Genomic DNA, 15,660 nt, shown 5'->3' with positions numbered 1-15,660 from the left:
ATCGGACGACCGGCACCCGCCGGGCGAACGATGCCGCACGTTCCATGAAAGGATCCACCATGACCGAAGATGCCATCATCATCGGCGGGGGCTTTGCCGGCCTTTCCGCTGCCATGCAGCTCGCCCGCGCCCGCCGCCGCATCACCATTCTCGACACCGGCGAACCGCGTAACCGCTTCTCCCCGCATTCGCACGGCTTTCTCGCGCAGGATGGCCGGCCGGGGCGCGATATTCTTGCCGACGCCCGCCGCCAGCTTGCCGCCTACGAAACCGTCACCTTCCGCGACGCGCCGGCCGAAAAACTGGAAGGCGAGATCGATGGCTTTTCCATCCTCACCGGCGATGGCGGGCGGATCGACGCCCGGCGCGTGCTGCTCGCCACCGGCTTCGAGGACCAGTTGCCGGATGTGCCTGGCCTTGCCGAGCGGTGGGGCAAGACGGTGCTGCATTGCCCCTATTGCCACGGCTACGAGGTGGGTGGCGGTCCGGTCGGCGTGCTGGCCCGGACGGCGGATGCCGCACGCTTCGCGGCGCTTGTCGCCGATTGGGGCGGCGTGACGCTCTTCACCAACGGGACGCCCGAGCCGGACGACGCAACCCTCACTTTGCTGGAACAGCGCGCCGTAAAGCTGCGGCCGGGCCGCGTCACGGCCATCGCGGATGGGCCGAACGGCATGCTCTCCGTCGAAACCGGGCCGGGCATTCCGACGCTGCTCAAGGCGCTCTTCGTCATGCCGGAAGCGCGGGTGCGCAGCGCGATCCCCGGCGATCGCGGCCTTACGCTGAAGGAAACGCCGGTCGGCAAGATCATTCAGACGGACGAGACCGGCCAGACGTCGCTCCCCGGGCTTTATGCCGCCGGCGACATCGCGCTCGGACCGGGAAACATCACGCTTGCCGCCGCCGATGGCGTGAAGACCGGCGTCATGCTGCACCACTCGCTGATCTGGCCAACGCATTGACCTTGGCGAATGTCCCGGTTATTTCGGGACATTCGTGAATGGAGTTTTGATGTCCAACTCGTCAGAGACCTGCTGAGGACCCTGCCCGCTCATCAATGCGCGCAGGGTCAGAAAAAACGATGAACCCTGCCACCTGACCGGTGGCGGAACGTTTTTTCGCGTTCATTCGAACGCCAGACGGACTTCTCGAGACAATGGACATTTCCCGCGCCGAACAGCGCATTCTCCACCTGCTCGCCCAGGGCGGCCGGATCGACATCGAAAAAGACGAAAACCACAAGATTGTCAGCGTCGCCTGCATCACGCGGGACGGCTGGCGTGCCAGCGGGCTCGATATCGAGCTCTTCCGCAAGCTGAAGCGCCGGCGCAGCATCGCCTCCTCCGGCGGCAGGCCCTACCGCATCACGCAGCGGGGGCTGGAGCTGGTGCGCTCGCAACTGGACAACCAATAGAAGAACGGGAGGCGCGGTGAAAGCCCCGCCTCCCCCTCAAAACCCGTCCGGCCCGTAGCCGATCGGCATATCCTCGACGAGCTGCCGGCGAAGGCCGATCGATTCCACATCCCTGTCGAGGCGCTCGGAATAGTCGACGGAAAGCCAGCTGACGGAATAGCCATGCTTCTGGAAGAACCCCACGGCCGCCGTGTTGCGCGCATGGGTCTGGAGGCGTGCCGCCTCGAAGTCGGCGGCGATGATTTCCGCCTCCATGACCGCAAGAAGCGCCGCGCCGACACCCTTCTTCTGATGAAGCGGATCTACCCAGAGGTCGGTGATCTCGTCGTCGAAAGATTCGCGCGAGGCCCAGCCGGTAAGCCCGCCGTCGAACTCGGCCACGCTCACCCGCAGCCAATGGCGGGCGAGAAATTGCTGGAAGGCATTGCGGGCATGGTCGCGCCGCACCTGAAGGTCGGCGACACCGACGACGGCCTGTTCCCAGGCCCGAACGCCGATTTCGACGATGGCCGGAACATCCTCCTCACGGGCGTTGCGAACGGTGATCATGCCGCCATCAAAGCATTGCGCCCCGCCCTTGGCGAGAGAGCCAAAGGTCTATCCACGGAGATGATGGGGAGCGTTGCCGCAAAACGGAACCGCCCGGCCTTGCCGGCCGGGCGATCCCTTACTTGTCGCGGAGCTGGACGATGTCGTTCATCAGGCCCGCCGTCCCGTTGTGGATGGTCAGGCGCTCCACCTTTCCGGCGATGGCTTCGAGGGCTTCGAGCTCCTTCAGCCGCAGCATGACCGGGTTTTCCGCCATCACCTTTGCCGTGTTGAGCAGCGAACGGGTGGCGTTCGTTTCCTCGCGGCGGCGGATGATGTTGGCTTCGGCCTGCTTTTCCGCAGCGACGACCTGGTTGAGGAGGTCGCGCATCTCGCCCGGCAGGATCACGTCCTTGAGCTCAATGGCCGAGACCTCGATCCCGATCGCCGCCATGTCGGCGCGCACCTTCTCGGCTGCCTCCGCGTTGACCGTTACCTTGCGTTCAAGGATCTGGTCGAGCGTCAGCGTGCCGAGCGTCTGGCGGAAGGCGAATTGCAGCGCCCGGTACAGGGCATCCGCAAAGTCCTTCACCTCCGAGACCGCCTTCAACGGGTCGGCGACGCGGTATTCGGCGGAAATGTTCACCCGGATTGTGACCTTGTCCCGGGTAAGCAGTTCCTGACCGGTCACGTCGAGCGACTGGCGCTTGAGGTCGACCACGCGCACCTGGATCGTCTTTCCGACGTTCCAGAAGGCGTGCGCGCCCGGCTCCAGCGTGTGCAGGTGCGTCCCGTCGACGAAGAGCAGGCCGACCTGGCCGTCATTGACGATGAAGGCCGTCGTCAGCTCCGTGCGGCGGGCGCGCGTCAGCCGGCGCATCAGTTCCGGATCGATGTCGAGCCGATCCTTGAGATCGACGCGCGTCTCGGTCCACGGACCTGCAGCGTTCCACACCACGAGCTTCTGGTTCGGAGCGAGCACCGAAAAGAGCTCGCCGTCGCGCTCGACGACCGCCACATCGCGGCTTGCGGTCCGGATGACCGTCAGTTCGCGGGTTGCCACCTCCGGGAGCGTGTCGAACAACGGCTTCTCATAGGCGGAAGTGAAGGCCGGGCGGTTCACGTCGTGGCGCTCCAGTTCGAGCATGCCGCGGCGGTTCGGCAGGGCGTGTTTACCCGGTCCGAAAATGCCGAGCACCTCTCCCCTGTAGAGGGCGAGCACGCGTTCGTTGGCCTTCACGAGGACGCGCTGGCGCCCCAAAATCATATCGAGAAACGTCGTCATTGTTCTTGCTCCTTCGGGTCATACGCTACGTCACGAACCGATCTTCCTTTCGTTGATGATGTCGTTTGGCATCGGCAAGTTGTCTTGTCAGTTCCCCGAGAAACCCTGATCGCCCGGGGAACCCGCGGGCGGGGCATGCGAATAGTGATCCGAGGACCGGATGGCGGCCATCGGCGGTGGGCTTTCGGGAGAGGACCGCGCGGCCTTTGGGCGGGCTTGGGAGCGTCACGCTCCCTCGCTGGCCGGAAGGCGGCTTGGCCGTCACCGCGAACCGGACCGCAAACGTCCGGCGTCGGGCTTTCCGGGTTTCCCCGGTCCGCCGTCCGCAGTCCGGTCCCCGGACCGGATATCGAGACAGCTTGGAAGGCTGTTTGGAGAAGGATTCGAACCTTCCACAGTCAGAGTAACAGTCTGATGCTCTACCACTGAGCTATCCAATGGAGCAGACAACGGGAATCGAACCCGCGACCTCCGGAGGCATGTCCGGTGCTCTACCGCTGAGCTAGGTCCGCAAACCAGTCTTCATAGTGCGGCATCCGTACACGACGACGGCAGGGCCGCCTCGCGCGGGAGGAGCGTGAAAAACTCCATCCGTTGACATCCGCACCGGCTGAACGACCGGGAGGGCGCGTTTATTCTCGACTTATGCGGGGATCAAGCGAAAAAGGCGCAGTCACGCCTCTCGTAACGGCAGGTGTTGCCGTTACGACACGTTTTGGCGATGGCCGCGGTGGAGGGCGAAACCGCCCTTACCACCACTTGTTCGGCGTGAAGCGGCCGGCGGCCTTTTCGATGACATGCGCCGTTTTGAAGAGGATTTCCTCCTCGAAGGGCTTGCCGATGAGCTGGAGGCTGAGGGGCAGGCCCTTGTGGTCGAGGCCGGCGGGGACGGAGAGGCCCGGCAGGCCCGCCATGTTCACCGTGACGGTAAAAATATCCTGGAGATACATCTTGACTGGATCGGACGCGAGGTCCTCGTCGGCGATACCGAAGGCCGAGGACGGGGTGGCGGGGGTGAGGATCGCATCGACGCCGGCATCGAAGGCGAGTTCGAAGTCGCGCTTGATCAGCGTGCGGACCTTCTGGGCCTGGAGGTAGTAAGCGTCGTAGTAGCCGGCCGACAGCACATAGGTGCCGATCATGATGCGGCGCTTGACCTCCGTGCCGAAGCCGGCGGCGCGCGTCTTCTCGTACATGTCGACGATGTCCTTGCCGTCGATGCGCAGGCCGTAGCGTACGCCGTCGTAGCGGGCGAGGTTCGACGAGGCTTCCGCAGGCGCCACAATGTAGTAGGCCGGGAGCGCGTATTTGGTGTGCGGCAGGGAGATGTCGACGATCTCGGCGCCGGCATCCTTCAGCCAGGCGATGCCCTGCTGCCAGAGCGCCTCGATTTCCTCCGGCATGCCATCCACGCGGTATTCGCGCGGGATGCCGATGCGCATGCCCTTCAGCGACTGGCCGAGCGCGGCTTCGTAATCCGGCACCGGCAGATCGACGGAGGTCGTGTCCTTGGCATCAACGCTGGCCATGGACTTCAGGAGGATCGCAGCATCGCGCACGTCGCGGGCGATCGGGCCGGCCTGGTCGAGCGAGGAGGCGAAGGCGACGATGCCCCAGCGCGAGCAGCGGCCATAGGTCGGCTTGATGCCGACAGTGCCGGTGAAGGCGGCCGGCTGGCGGATCGAGCCGCCGGTATCCGTCGCAGTGGCGCCGGCGCAGAGGAACGCGGCGACGGCTGCGGCCGAACCGCCCGACGAGCCGCCGGGCACGAGATCGAGGTTGGAGCCGGTGGCGCGCCAGGGGTTCTTGACCGGGCCGTAATAGGACGACTCGTTGGAGGAGCCCATGGCGAATTCGTCCATGTTCAGCTTGCCGAGCATGACCGCGCCGTCGTTCCAGAGGTTCTGCGTGACGGTCGATTCGTATTTCGGCTCAAAACCGTCGAGGATGTGGCTACAGGCCTGGGTGTGCACGCCTTCGGTGGCGAACAGGTCCTTGATGCCGAGCGGGATGCCTTCCAGCGCGCCGGCCTGGCCGGCAGCGATGCGGCCGTCGGAGGCCTTCGCCATGTCGCGCGCCTTTTCCGGCGTCACGGTGACATAGGCGTTGATCGCCGGGTTCGCCGCCTCGATCGCGCCGAGATAGGCGTCCGTCAGTTCGACGGCGGTGATCTCCTTCGCGCCGAGCTTTTCGCGGGCTTCGGCAATGGTCAGGCGGGTCAGATCGGTCATGGGTGCGGTCACTTCGGGTCAGGCAGCGAGAAGCTGCTTTTGGTAAAATACGGAAAACGGTGAAGCCGGATAGTCGAGCACGGGGCCGCAGCGGGTAAAGCCGGCCTTCTCGTAGATCGCCCAGGCCGCCGGGTGCTGGTCGCCGGTTTCGAGCACGAGCGTCGTCAGCTCCTCCCGTTCGGCGACGCTAAGGATTTCGCCGAGGATGCGCCGGCCGATGCCCTGCCCCTGCCACGCCGGCCGGGTGAACATGCGCTTCACCTCGCCCACCGTTTCGGAATGGCGCTTCAGCGCGCCGCAGCCGACGACGGTGTCGCCGTCGCGGGCGATCCAGACCGTCACGGTCGGCTCGGCCATCTGCTCGACGGTGAGGTGGTAGCAGGCCTCCGGTGGCGACAGCGCGAGCAGGACCGTGTTCAGCTCCGCGATCAGCGTGCGAACCTCATCCTGCAACGGGCTTTCGACGGCGATGGTGACGGCCAAGGATTACTCCACAACCTTCGGAACCTGGAAGAAATTGCGGTCGGTGGCCGGCGCGTTGGCGACGATGTCATCGGCCTTGCTGCCGTCGTTGACGACGTCTTCACGCTTGCGCATCACCATCGGCGTGACCGAGGTCATCGGCTCGACGCCCTCGACATTCACTTCGGAAAGCTGCTCGACGAAGCCGAGGATGCCGTTCAGCTCGCCCGTCATGCGGCTTGCCTCTTCCTCGCTGACGGCGATGCGGGCAAGGCGCGCGACGCGCTTCACGGTGGCTAGATCTACGGACATGGTAAGCTCCGGTGGGAAATTTCCTACCCGCTATAATGACCAAGCCCAAGGGGCGCAACGGGGGAATGGCCCCTTCCACGCCCCCTCGCCCGTTTTCCGGCGGCTCAGCGCGAGACGACGCTGCCCACGCCCGGCACCTCGATCTTGGCCGATGCGCCGTCCATCGCCTGCACGAAGAGGTCGGCCGTCTGGTCGATGATGCCGAAGGAACCGTAGTGGCAGGGAATGACGGTGTCGAACTTGAAGAAGCGCTGGCAGGCGAGTGCGGCCACGGCACCGCCCATGGTGAAGCGGTCGCCGATCGGCACGAGGCCGATTTCCGGCTGGTGCAGTTCCTGGATCAGCGCCATGTCGGAGAAGATGTCCGTGTCGCCCATGTGATACAGCGTCGGATCGTTCTCGAAATGCAGGACGAGGCCGTTGGCGCTGCCGAGCGAATGGGAAACGCCGTCTTCGGTGATCTGCGCGGAGGAATGCAGCGCGTTGACGAAGGTGGTGGAAAAACCGTCGAAATGCACGGTGCCGCCGGTATTGCCCATTTCAAGCTTTTCGACGCCCTTGTTGCCGAGCCAGGAGGCGAGGTCGGCATTTGCCAGCACCGTCGCGCCGGTTTCCCGGGCGATCTGGATGGTGTCGCCGACATGGTCGCCGTGGCCGTGGGTGAGCAGCACATGGGTGAGGCCGGCGACGGCGTCCTTGCGGGTCGATTCGTCGAAGGAGGGGTTGCCGGTGAAGAAGGGGTCGATGAGGATCTTGGCTTTCGCCGTTTCGATGCGGAAGGCGGAATGGCCGAGCCAGGTAATCTTCATGGAGGGTCTCCTGTTTGAATGCTTGCAGAATATAGGCCCGGCGATTGTCGTTTCCATCCGCCGCGCGATCGTTATAAGCGTGGCTTTCGAGATGGAGCAATGTCCTCACAAGGAGCCCACCATGGCCGACGACGATTATATCTACGACGAAGTGACAGGCGAATGGCGCCCGGCGTCCGAGATCGCGGCGGAGAAGGCGGCGGGCAACGTGGTGCGCGATGCCAGCGGCACCGTGCTTGCGGATGGCGATTCGGTCGTGCTGATCAAGGACTTGAAGGTTAAGGGCGCCGGGCAGACGCTGAAACAGGGCACTGTCATCAAGACGATCCGCCTCACAGAAAACCCGGAAGAGATCGACTGCCGGCACGATGCCATCAAGGGCCTGGTGCTGCGCACCGAATTCGTCCGCAAGCGCTGAGAAGGGTCTGGCCATGGCGACGCTGACACTGGAAGAACTGGCCGGCATCCTCGCCCCCGGCCAGCCGATCGCCGGCCTCGACCTCGGCACCAAGACCATCGGCCTTTCGGTTTCCGATCTCGGCCGCCGGCTCGCCACGCCGCGGCCGGTGCTGAAGCGCGTTAAGTTCACCCAGGATGCAGAGGTGCTGTTGGCTTTCGCCGCCAAGGAGAAGGTCGTCGCCTTCGTGATCGGCCTGCCGGTGAACATGGATGGCAGCGCCGGCCCGCGCGTCCAGGCGACGCGCGCCTTCGTGCGCTCGATGGCCGACAAGACCGACATCCCCTTCGTCTACTGGGACGAGCGGTTGTCGACGGTGGCGGCGGAGCGCACGCTGATCGAGATGGATGTGTCGCGCAAGAAGCGGGCCGAACGCATCGATTCGGCCGCCGCTTCCTTCATCCTTCAGGGCGCGCTCGACAGGCTTTCGTCGCTGGCGAGAGCGTCCGAAGACGACTGACGGCGGGCCTGCCACCAGGCCCAGATCTTCTTGCGGCGGCGGAAGGCGATGAGGCCCAGCACCAGGAAACTGTCGAAGATGATGGCGCGCAGCACGAGCGGCGGCAGGTCTTCCGGCGGAATGCCGAGGATGTGGCCGTAGATCTGGAACACCAGGTCATGCGCATCCCGCGTCAGCATGAAGACGCCGAAATTCATGTCGTAGTAGGAGAGCCCGTACCAGCTCCCCAGAAGCGCGATCGGGCCGGCCCAAAGGAACAGGAACCACTTCATGCCGCCCTCCTCTTCATTACGAGAAGGTCGCCGGCCGCGAAGATGATCTCGCTCACCGCCACGCCCGCGACAAGCACGAGAAGCGGCACGGCAATATCCACCGCCACGAAGCAAAACAGGGTCGTCATGACCGAAATCCGGGCCGTTCTGGCCATACTCAGCACTCGCTCACATGGTTAACACCAGGTAAACGCCACCTTCACCCGTTAACCCTGATCGCGCAACGTAAACCCTTCATTAAGGTTAATATCCACACGGCCGCCGGCGGGCGGGTGCCTTGCCAGACCCGCCAAGGCATGGAATGAGCGGAGATCATTCCTCTGCCGATCCGGTTCCATGCTCCCCATCTTCGAAAGCATCCTCCCCGTCTTCCTGCTCGTCGTGCTGGGAACGCTGCTCAAGCGCTGGCGGCAGATCGACCGCGACATGTGGAACGGGCTCGAACAGCTCGGCTTCTTCGTGCTGTTCCCCTGCTTGCTGTTCACGACGCTCGCCAATGCGGAATTTTCCGGCATCGCCGCCGGAAGCGTGGCACTCGGCTCCATTGGCTCGGTGACGCTCATCGCCCTGTTGCTCGCCATTTGCTGGCCACTTTTTCGCGCGGCCAACGTCTCGGGGCCGGCCTATACGTCGATCTTCCAGACCTCGACGCGCTGGAACGCCTTCATCGCGCTGGCGATCGCCGAAAAGCTCTATGGCCCGCAAAGCCTCGCGCTCGTCGCGCTGGTGGCGACGCTGATCATCATCCCGATCAATTTCTACAATATCGGCATTCTCGTCTGGTTCGGCGGCGGCACGCGCAGCCTCAAAACCTTCCTGCACAAGATCGTCACCAATCCCATGATCATCGGCTCCGTGCTCGGCGTTGCCGTCAACCTCGCGGGAATCCGGATCTACGACCCGCTGATGCAGGCGGCCGAACAGGTCGCGGACGCCTCCCTCAGCCTCGGCCTCATCATGGTCGGCGCCGGGCTGAAGCTCGCCGATGCGCTAAGACCGCGCCCGTTGGCAATGTTGCCGGTGGTGCTGAAACTGCTCTTCATGCCGCTAGTCATGACCGGGGCCGCCTATGCACTCGGCATGCGCGGCGAGCCGCTGCTGACGATCGCCATGGGCGCGAGCGTACCCACCGCGATGAACGGCTATGTGCTGGCCAAGCAGATGGGTGGCGACGCGCCGCTCTACGCCGCCGTCGCGACGCTCCAGACGATCGCGTCCTTCTTCACCATTCCGATTGTGCTGGCGGCGACGGCTTACCTCGCCGGGGGATAAAGCAGGTCGACGATATAGGCCGAATCGAAGCGCGAATCGAGCATGCCGTAGGTCGAGCGCCAGCCGGAGGCGAGGCGCGTTTCGAGGAAGGCATCGGCGATGCGGCCGGCACCGGCGCGGTAGAGTTCGGCGGCCGCCGAAGCAAGCGCCAACTGCTCGACGAGCATGCGGGCGGCCCCCTCGTCACGCTCGCAGAGCGACAATGCCGCGCGCAGCACGTCCACCGTCTTCTTGCCGGCCGAGCCGAGGTCGCGGGCGAGCCCGGCGAAAAGCATTTCGAACAGATCCCGGCCCCGGCCGATGACGCGCATCAGGTCGAGCGCCATGACATTGCCAGAGCCTTCCCAGATGGCGTTGACCGGCGCCTCGCGGTAATGCCGCGCGATCGGACGCTCCTCGACATAGCCGCTGCCGCCGATGCATTCCATCGCCTCGTAGATCAGCGCGGGCGCGATCTTGCAGCACCAGTATTTCGTCACCGGCGTCATGATGCGGGCGTAAGCGGCGTCTTCCGCGCTGTCGCGCGCCTTGTCGAAGGCTTCGGCGAGGCGCAGCGAGAGCGCGGTCGCGGCGGCGACATCGAGCGCCATGTCGGCGAGCACGCGGGTCATGATCGGCTGGGCGACGAGCGGCTTGCCGAAGGCGTTGCGGCCGCGGGTGTGGTGCACGGCTTCGGCGAGCGAGGCGCGCATGATGCCGGAGGAGGCCAGCGCGCAATCGAGCCGGGTCAGCGTCACCATGTCGAGAATGGTGCGAATGCCGGCATCGGGCGTGCCGAGCAGGAAGCCGAAGGTTTCGGAGAACTCGACCTCGGAGGAGGCATTCGAGCGGTTGCCGATCTTGTTCTTCAGGCGCTGGAAGCGCAGGCCGTTGGTCGAACCATCCTCCAGCAGGCGCGGCACGAGGAAGCAGCCGACGCCCTCGCGGGTCTGTGCCAGCATCACGAAACCGTCGCTCATCGGCGCCGACATGAACCACTTGTGGCCGGCCAGCCGGTAGATGCCCTCGCCGAGGCGTTCGGCCGTTGAGGTGTTGGCGCGCACATCCGTGCCGCCCTGCTTTTCCGTCATGCCCATGCCGATGGTGACGGCGGTCTTCTGCATGGCGGGCTTGTTGGTCGAATCGTATTTGCGCGACAGAATCTTCCGGCCCCATTCGCGCTGCACCTGCGGCGAGGTGGAAAGGGCGGCGACCGAAGCGCTCGTCATGGTCAGCGGGCAGAGATGGCCGCATTCGAGCTGGGCCGTCAGGTAGAAGCGCACGGCACGTGCCCTGTGCGCCCTGCCCTGTTCGTCCGGCACGTTCTCCCACAGCGAGGAATGCAGCCCGGTCGCCATGGAGCGACGCATCAGCGCGTGCCAGGCCGGGTGAAAATCGACGACATCCAGACGCTCGCCGCGCGGCCCGTGCGTGCGCAGCTGCGGCGGGCTCTCGTTCGCCATGCGCGCGAGTTCCTGGGCTTCCGGCGAGGTCACGTAGCGGCCGATCGTGTCGAACTCGTCGCGCAGGCCCTTCGGCATCGCGTCCGTAGCATCGACCAGCAACGGGTCGGAACGATAGGCGTTGATGCCCGACCAGAGCGGCGGCTGGTTGAGATCGGCGAATTTCTGTTCGGTGCGGGTTTCGCGAGTCATGAGCGGGTTCTAGCCCAAGTCGCGGCGGGGCGAAACGGGGCGTTGCGGCCTGTGGCACCTCGACGCTCATAAAAGCGTGGGAATGCATGACGGCCGCCGCTCTCAGCCTTGCCGCGGCGGAACCGACACTCTATAGACCCCGCGTATCCACGACAGTTGAGGCGGAGTTTTATGGACTTCTTTCCGCATCGCCACCTTCTCGGCATCAAGGGTTTGACCGAGCAGGACATCACCCTGCTGCTCGACCGCGCCGACGAGGCGGTCAAAATCTCCCGGCAGCGGGAGAAGAAAACGTCGACGCTGCGCGGCCTGACGCAGATCAACCTGTTCTTCGAAGCCTCCACGCGCACGCAATCCTCCTTCGAGCTTGCCGGAAAACGCCTCGGCGCCGACGTGATGAACATGTCCGTCGGCAATTCATCGGTGAAAAAAGGCGAAACGCTGATCGACACGGCGATGACGCTGAACGCCATGCATCCGGACGTGCTGGTGGTGCGCCATTCCTCCGCCGGTGCAGCCGCGCTTCTGGCGCAAAAAGTCTCCTGCGCGGTGGTCAATGCCGGCGACGGCCAGCACGAGCATCCGACACAGGCACTGCTCGACGCGCTGACCATCCGCCGTGCCAAGGGCAAGCTCTCACGCATCATCGTCGCGATCTGCGGCGACGTGCTGCATTCGCGTGTCGCCCGCTCGAACATTCTGCTGCTCAACGCCATGGGTGCGCGCGTGCGCGTCGTCGCCCCGGCAACGCTGCTGCCTTCGGGCATCGCGGACATGGGTGCCGAGGTCTACCACTCCATGGCGGAGGGCCTGAAGGATGCGGATGTCGTGATGATGCTGCGCCTGCAGCGCGAGCGCATGTCCGGCGCCTTCGTGCCGTCGGTGCGGGAATATTTCCATTATTACGGGCTCGATGCGGAAAAGCTGAAGGCGGCGAAAGATGATGCGCTCGTCATGCATCCCGGCCCGATGAACCGCGGCGTGGAAATTGCCTCGGAAATCGCCGACGGGCCGCAGAGCGTCATCGAGCAGCAGGTCGAGATGGGCGTCGCCGTGCGCATGGCCGTGATGGAAACGCTTCTTCTTTCCCAGAACCAGGGACCCCGCGCATGAGCCGCACGACCGTCCTCAAGAACGTCCGCATCCTGGACCCCTCGCGCAACGTCGATGAAAACGGCTCGATCGTCATCGTCAACGGCAAGATTGCCGGGATCGGCAGCGGCGCACAGAACCAGGGCGCGCCGGAAGGTGCCGAGATCGTCGACAGCAAAGGCCTGATCGCCGCTCCCGGCCTCGTCGATGCCCGCGTCTTCGTCGGCGAGCCGGGTGGCGAACACCGCGAGACGATCGAATCCGCGTCGCGCGCGGCAGCCGCAGGCGGTGTGACGACCTTCATCACCATGCCCGACACCGATCCGGTGATCGACGATATCGCGCTGGTCGAATTCGTGCTGAAGAACGCCCGCGACAAGGCGATCGTCAACATCCATCCGGCAGCGGCCCTCACCAAGGGGCTGAAGGGCGAGGAGATGACCGAGTTCGGCCTGCTCCAGGCCGCCGGCGCCGTCGCCTTCACCAATGGCCGCAACCCGATGCACAATGCGCAGGTGCTGCGCCGCGCCATGACCTATGCCCGCGAGTTCGGCGGCGTCATCGCGCTCGAAACCCGCGACAAGTATCTCGGCGCCGGCGGCGTGATGAACGAGGGGCTGCTGGCAAGCTGGCTCGGCCTTTCGGGAAGCCCGCGCGAGGCCGAACTGATCCCGCTCGAACGGGACCTGCGCATCGCCGGCCTCACCCGCGGCGCCTATCACGCCGCGCAGATTTCCGTGCCGGAATCTGCGGAAGCCGTGAAGATCGCCCGCGAGCGCGGCGCCAACGTCACCTGCGGCATCTCGATCAACCACCTGACGCTGAACGAAAACGACATCGGCGAATACCGCACCTTCTTCAAGCTCTCGCCGCCGCTGCGTGGCGAAGACGACCGCAAGGCCATGGTCGATGCGCTCGCCCGGGGCGAGGTCGACATCATCGTCTCCGCGCATGATCCCCAGGACGTCGATACCAAGCGCCTGCCCTTTGCCGATGCGGCGGATGGCGCGATCGGGCTCGAAACCATGTTGGCGGCCGCGCTTCGGCTGCATCACAGCGGCGAAGTCCCGCTGATGCGCCTCATAGACGCGCTCTCGACGCGCCCGGCAAAAATCTTCGGCCTCGATGCCGGTACGCTGGCGCCGGGGGCACGCGCCGATATCGTGCTCATCGACCCGGACGAGCCCTGGCTTGCCACCAAGGACACCTTCGTCTCGCGTTCGAAGAACACGCCTTTCGAAGATGCCCGCTTTACGGGGCGCGCAGTTAGCACCTATGTTGCCGGCAAACGGGTGCATTCGCTGGCTTAGGCGTCTGCCCCCTTCGCCCGCCGGAAGGGACGATTCCGGCGGCGGCATATCAAGGCATGGTTTCGGGGGAAAACTGACGTGTCCGACATCTTTACCTGGCAGCTCGGCGCCCTGCCGACGCTTGCCGCGCTCGCCTTCGGCTATATTCTCGGCTCCATTCCGTTCGGCCTGATCCTGACCCGCATGGCGGGGCTGGGCGACGTGCGCCAGATCGGCTCCGGCAATATCGGCGCGACCAATGTCTTGCGCACCGGAAACAAGAAACTCGCCGCCGCGACCCTGCTGCTCGATGCACTGAAGGGCACAGCCGCCGCAGCCATCGCCTCGCGCTGGGGGCTGGACGCCGGGATCGCCGCGGGCTTCGCCGCCTTCCTCGGCCATCTCTTCCCCGTCTGGCTCGGCTTCAAGGGCGGCAAGGGCGTGGCGACCTATGTCGGCGTTCTGCTCGGTCTCGTGCCGGTCATGCTCACCGTCTTCGCCGCGGTGTGGATCGGCCTCGCCTATCTCACGCGTTATTCTTCTCTTTCAGCCCTAGTTGCAACTGCGGTATCTCCGGTTGTATTGTGGTTTCTCGGTCACGAGAAGGTGGCGCTGCTCTTTCTCGTACTCACCATCATCACATGGTGGAAACACCGGGCCAATATCAGCCGCCTGATGAGCGGCACCGAAAGCAAGATCGGCAGCAAGGGATAGCCATGCACGACCGCAGCGCAAGGACACGGGGAATTGCGCTGACGGAAAGACAGAAGATCGCCTGGCTGCGCCTCATCCGCAGCGACAATGTCGGGCCGGTCACCTTTCGCGAACTCATCAACCATTTCGGCAGCGCCGAGACCGCTTTGGATATGCTGCCCGAACTCTCCCGTCGCGGCGGCGCGTCCCGCGTGATCCGCGTCGCGAGCCAGTCCGAGGCAGAGCGCGAACTGGACCTCGCCGACAGGCATGGCGCCACCTTCGTCGGCATCGGCGAGCCGGATTATCCGCCGCTGCTGCGCCAGATCGTCGGCGCCCCGCCGCTTCTTGCCGTGAAGGGCAACCTGAACGTCGCGTCGGCACCCGCCGTCGGCATCGTCGGCGCGCGCAATGCCTCGATTTCCGGCATGAAATTCGCCGGCCTGCTGGCGCGCGAGATCGGCCGCGCCGGCTATTCCATCGTCTCGGGCCTCGCGCGCGGCATCGATACTTCCGCCCACCGCGCCAGCCTCGATACCGGAACGATCGCCGCCATGGCCGGCGGCCTCGACAAGCCCTATCCGCCGGAAAATATCGGTCTGCTCGGCGAAATGACCGACGGACAAGGCCTCGCCATCAGCGAAATGCCCTTCGGCTGGGAGCCCCGCGCGCGCGACTTCCCGCGCCGCAATCGGCTGATCGCCGGCATGGCGCTCGGGCTGGTGGTGGTGGAGGCGGCGGTGCGCTCCGGCTCGCTGATCACCGCGCGCAACGCCGCGGATTTCGGCCGGCTGGTCTTTGCGGTGCCAGGCTCGCCGCTCGACATGCGCTGCGAGGGCACGAACGGCCTGCTGAAGGACGGGGCGACCATCACCACCACGGCCGACGACGTGCTGGAAAGCCTGCGGCCCCTCTCGGAGCCCGACCTCTTCACCCCGCGACCGCATGCCGGCGAGCCGCCGGAGGACACACCACCGGCACTTCGCCTGCCGCCAAGCGACGGCGAGCGCGAGCGGATCGCCGAAGCGCTGAGCCAGGTGCCGGCCGAGATCGACGAGGTCATCCGCCATACCGGCATCGCGGCGGCGACCGTCTACCTCGTGCTCCTAGAACTTGACCTTGCCGGCCGGCTTCAGCGGCATGGCAATGGCGGGGTCTCGCTGACCCCGGAGTGACAGCGGCCGTATGCCGGCCAGGATGTCCCCCGCCTCCACATAGGCCATCTCGATGAAATAGCGCAGCATATCCGCGCCTTCATTGTTCGCGACGGTCCGTAACTCGGCCAGCATCTGGCGGGTGTAAGCGATGTTCTCCTCTGCCGTGTGAGGTGGGAGAGCGGGCTTTGAAGGTTTCGAGTTCATGGCTTATCCGTTGTGCCAATGATTCAGAATCACCGTTAGGTTGTAATTCCTATGCCTAGGAAACGATACAACGATTATTTATAATTGCA

19 protein-coding genes and 1 tRNA gene are annotated in these 15,660 nt (G+C 65.0%); 9 read left to right on the top strand and 11 right to left on the bottom strand.

The genetic code is table 11. From position 1 onward, the window contains the following. Positions 1-59: 59 nt before the first annotated feature. Both J2Y63_RS06095 and J2Y63_RS06090 read left to right on the top strand, forming a co-directional pair. Positions 60-962, top strand: coding sequence for an NAD(P)/FAD-dependent oxidoreductase (locus J2Y63_RS06095; protein WP_435265349.1), 903 nt, complete (start codon positions 60-62; stop codon positions 960-962). 194 nt (positions 963-1,156) lie between these two features. Then, positions 1,157-1,414: a YjhX family toxin gene (locus J2Y63_RS06090; RefSeq protein ID WP_435265348.1), complete on the top strand. Its 258-nt coding sequence runs from the start codon at positions 1,157-1,159 to the stop codon at positions 1,412-1,414. Between the two features lie 36 nt (positions 1,415-1,450). Here J2Y63_RS06090 and J2Y63_RS06085 read toward each other — a convergent pair whose 3' ends face one another. From J2Y63_RS06085 to J2Y63_RS06055, 7 genes are all read right to left on the bottom strand, one after another. Beyond that, positions 1,451-1,963 carry a GNAT family N-acetyltransferase gene (locus tag J2Y63_RS06085; protein ID WP_435265347.1) on the bottom strand — a complete coding sequence of 171 codons (513 nt, stop codon included), beginning with the start codon at positions 1,961-1,963 and terminating at the stop codon, positions 1,451-1,453. A 118-nt stretch (positions 1,964-2,081) separates the two neighbouring features. Then, positions 2,082-3,227, bottom strand: a complete 1,146-nt coding sequence (locus J2Y63_RS06080) for a slipin family protein (RefSeq protein WP_435265346.1) — start codon at positions 3,225-3,227, stop codon at positions 2,082-2,084. A gap of 438 nt (positions 3,228-3,665) precedes the next feature. Further along, a tRNA-His gene (locus J2Y63_RS06075) sits at positions 3,666-3,739 on the bottom strand. A 237-nt stretch (positions 3,740-3,976) separates the two neighbouring features. Next, on the bottom strand, positions 3,977-5,458 hold the full coding sequence (gatA, locus tag J2Y63_RS06070) for an Asp-tRNA(Asn)/Glu-tRNA(Gln) amidotransferase subunit GatA (RefSeq protein WP_435265345.1): 1,482 nt from the start codon (positions 5,456-5,458) through the stop codon (positions 3,977-3,979). Between the two features lie 18 nt (positions 5,459-5,476). After that, positions 5,477-5,941, bottom strand: a complete 465-nt coding sequence (locus J2Y63_RS06065; protein ID WP_435265344.1) for a GNAT family N-acetyltransferase — start codon at positions 5,939-5,941, stop codon at positions 5,477-5,479. A 3-nt stretch (positions 5,942-5,944) separates the two neighbouring features. Continuing rightward, a complete protein-coding gene (gene gatC / locus J2Y63_RS06060; RefSeq protein WP_435265343.1) occupies positions 5,945-6,232 on the bottom strand; it encodes an Asp-tRNA(Asn)/Glu-tRNA(Gln) amidotransferase subunit GatC in 288 nt (95 codons plus the stop codon). A gap of 104 nt (positions 6,233-6,336) precedes the next feature. Beyond that, complete coding sequence (locus tag J2Y63_RS06055) at positions 6,337-7,041, bottom strand: metal-dependent hydrolase (RefSeq protein WP_435265342.1); 705 nt, start codon at positions 7,039-7,041, stop codon at positions 6,337-6,339. A gap of 121 nt (positions 7,042-7,162) precedes the next feature. Here J2Y63_RS06055 and J2Y63_RS06050 point away from each other — a divergent pair, with 121 nt between their 5' ends. Together J2Y63_RS06050 and ruvX are read left to right on the top strand one after the other, a co-directional pair. Beyond that, positions 7,163-7,459: an alkylphosphonate utilization protein gene (locus J2Y63_RS06050; RefSeq protein ID WP_256119037.1), complete on the top strand. Its 297-nt coding sequence runs from the start codon at positions 7,163-7,165 to the stop codon at positions 7,457-7,459. 13 nt (positions 7,460-7,472) lie between these two features. Then, the gene (gene ruvX, locus J2Y63_RS06045) at positions 7,473-7,958 is read left to right on the top strand and encodes a Holliday junction resolvase RuvX (protein ID WP_319312122.1); all 486 of its coding nucleotides are present in this window, start codon (positions 7,473-7,475) and stop codon (positions 7,956-7,958) included. Here the strand turns inward: ruvX and J2Y63_RS06040 are convergent. After that, on the bottom strand, positions 7,904-8,230 hold the full coding sequence (locus J2Y63_RS06040; RefSeq protein ID WP_256119035.1) for a DUF6105 family protein: 327 nt from the start codon (positions 8,228-8,230) through the stop codon (positions 7,904-7,906). The two genes, ruvX and J2Y63_RS06040, sit on opposite strands and share 55 nt — an antisense overlap. Continuing rightward, on the bottom strand, positions 8,227-8,358 hold the full coding sequence (locus J2Y63_RS06035) for a hypothetical protein (protein ID WP_256119034.1): 132 nt from the start codon (positions 8,356-8,358) through the stop codon (positions 8,227-8,229). The genes J2Y63_RS06040 and J2Y63_RS06035 overlap by 4 nt, the downstream gene beginning before the upstream one ends. Before the next feature lie 208 nt (positions 8,359-8,566). Between J2Y63_RS06035 and J2Y63_RS06030 the strand changes: the two genes are divergently transcribed. Next, a complete protein-coding gene (locus J2Y63_RS06030; RefSeq protein WP_435265341.1) occupies positions 8,567-9,502 on the top strand; it encodes an AEC family transporter in 936 nt (311 codons plus the stop codon). On the opposite strand, the gene J2Y63_RS06025 is transcribed toward J2Y63_RS06030, so the two are convergent. Then, on the bottom strand, positions 9,484-11,136 hold the full coding sequence (locus J2Y63_RS06025) for an acyl-CoA dehydrogenase family protein (RefSeq protein ID WP_435265340.1): 1,653 nt from the start codon (positions 11,134-11,136) through the stop codon (positions 9,484-9,486). The genes J2Y63_RS06030 and J2Y63_RS06025 overlap by 19 nt on opposite strands. A gap of 171 nt (positions 11,137-11,307) precedes the next feature. On the opposite strand from J2Y63_RS06025, the gene J2Y63_RS06020 reads away from it, so the two are divergent. The 4 genes from J2Y63_RS06020 to dprA all read left to right on the top strand — a co-directional run bounded on the left by J2Y63_RS06020 (position 11,308) and on the right by dprA (position 15,385). After that, positions 11,308-12,249, top strand: a complete 942-nt coding sequence (locus J2Y63_RS06020; protein ID WP_435265339.1) for an aspartate carbamoyltransferase catalytic subunit — start codon at positions 11,308-11,310, stop codon at positions 12,247-12,249. Beyond that, the gene (locus J2Y63_RS06015; RefSeq protein WP_435265338.1) at positions 12,246-13,538 is read left to right on the top strand and encodes a dihydroorotase; all 1,293 of its coding nucleotides are present in this window, start codon (positions 12,246-12,248) and stop codon (positions 13,536-13,538) included. Before J2Y63_RS06020 ends, J2Y63_RS06015 begins: the two co-directional genes overlap by 4 nt. Positions 13,539-13,625: 87 nt before the next feature. Then, positions 13,626-14,231, top strand: a complete 606-nt coding sequence (gene plsY, locus J2Y63_RS06010; protein WP_435265519.1) for a glycerol-3-phosphate 1-O-acyltransferase PlsY — start codon at positions 13,626-13,628, stop codon at positions 14,229-14,231. A gap of 2 nt (positions 14,232-14,233) precedes the next feature. Then, on the top strand, positions 14,234-15,385 hold the full coding sequence (gene dprA / locus J2Y63_RS06005) for a DNA-processing protein DprA (RefSeq protein WP_435265337.1): 1,152 nt from the start codon (positions 14,234-14,236) through the stop codon (positions 15,383-15,385). Here dprA and J2Y63_RS06000 read toward each other — a convergent pair. Then, positions 15,317-15,571, bottom strand: a complete 255-nt coding sequence (locus J2Y63_RS06000) for a hypothetical protein (RefSeq protein WP_256119028.1) — start codon at positions 15,569-15,571, stop codon at positions 15,317-15,319. The genes dprA and J2Y63_RS06000 overlap by 69 nt on opposite strands. Positions 15,572-15,660: the final 89 nt, after the last annotated feature.

The organism is Shinella sp. BE166 (genome assembly GCF_051201095.1).
GTDB classification, from domain to species: domain Bacteria; phylum Pseudomonadota; class Alphaproteobacteria; order Rhizobiales; family Rhizobiaceae; genus Shinella; species Shinella lacus.
The sequence above is the reverse complement of the archived record's forward strand: the minus strand, read 5'-3'. Positions and strand labels throughout refer to the sequence as shown.

Bases quoted from the DNA above. Each gene is read 5' to 3' on its own strand.
- J2Y63_RS06095 (WP_435265349.1), top strand. From the start codon at position 60: ATGACCGAAGATGCCATCATCATCGGCGGGGGCTTTGCCGGCCTTTCC.
- J2Y63_RS06090 (WP_435265348.1), top strand. From the start codon at position 1,157: ATGGACATTTCCCGCGCCGAACAGCGCATTCTCCACCTGCTCGCCCAG.
- J2Y63_RS06085 (WP_435265347.1), bottom strand. From the start codon at position 1,963: ATGATCACCGTTCGCAACGCCCGTGAGGAGGATGTTCCGGCCATCGTC.
- J2Y63_RS06080 (WP_435265346.1), bottom strand. From the start codon at position 3,227: ATGACGACGTTTCTCGATATGATTTTGGGGCGCCAGCGCGTCCTCGTG.
- gatA (WP_435265345.1), bottom strand. From the start codon at position 5,458: ATGACCGATCTGACCCGCCTGACCATTGCCGAAGCCCGCGAAAAGCTC.
- gatC (WP_435265343.1), bottom strand. From the start codon at position 6,232: ATGTCCGTAGATCTAGCCACCGTGAAGCGCGTCGCGCGCCTTGCCCGC.
- J2Y63_RS06055 (WP_435265342.1), bottom strand. From the start codon at position 7,041: ATGAAGATTACCTGGCTCGGCCATTCCGCCTTCCGCATCGAAACGGCG.
- J2Y63_RS06050 (WP_256119037.1), top strand. From the start codon at position 7,163: ATGGCCGACGACGATTATATCTACGACGAAGTGACAGGCGAATGGCGC.
- ruvX (WP_319312122.1), top strand. From the start codon at position 7,473: ATGGCGACGCTGACACTGGAAGAACTGGCCGGCATCCTCGCCCCCGGC.
- J2Y63_RS06040 (WP_256119035.1), bottom strand. From the start codon at position 8,230: ATGAAGTGGTTCCTGTTCCTTTGGGCCGGCCCGATCGCGCTTCTGGGG.
- J2Y63_RS06035 (WP_256119034.1), bottom strand. From the start codon at position 8,358: ATGACGACCCTGTTTTGCTTCGTGGCGGTGGATATTGCCGTGCCGCTT.
- J2Y63_RS06030 (WP_435265341.1), top strand. From the start codon at position 8,567: ATGCTCCCCATCTTCGAAAGCATCCTCCCCGTCTTCCTGCTCGTCGTG.
- J2Y63_RS06025 (WP_435265340.1), bottom strand. From the start codon at position 11,136: ATGACTCGCGAAACCCGCACCGAACAGAAATTCGCCGATCTCAACCAG.
- J2Y63_RS06020 (WP_435265339.1), top strand. From the start codon at position 11,308: ATGGACTTCTTTCCGCATCGCCACCTTCTCGGCATCAAGGGTTTGACC.
- J2Y63_RS06015 (WP_435265338.1), top strand. From the start codon at position 12,246: ATGAGCCGCACGACCGTCCTCAAGAACGTCCGCATCCTGGACCCCTCG.
- dprA (WP_435265337.1), top strand. From the start codon at position 14,234: ATGCACGACCGCAGCGCAAGGACACGGGGAATTGCGCTGACGGAAAGA.
- J2Y63_RS06000 (WP_256119028.1), bottom strand. From the start codon at position 15,571: ATGAACTCGAAACCTTCAAAGCCCGCTCTCCCACCTCACACGGCAGAG.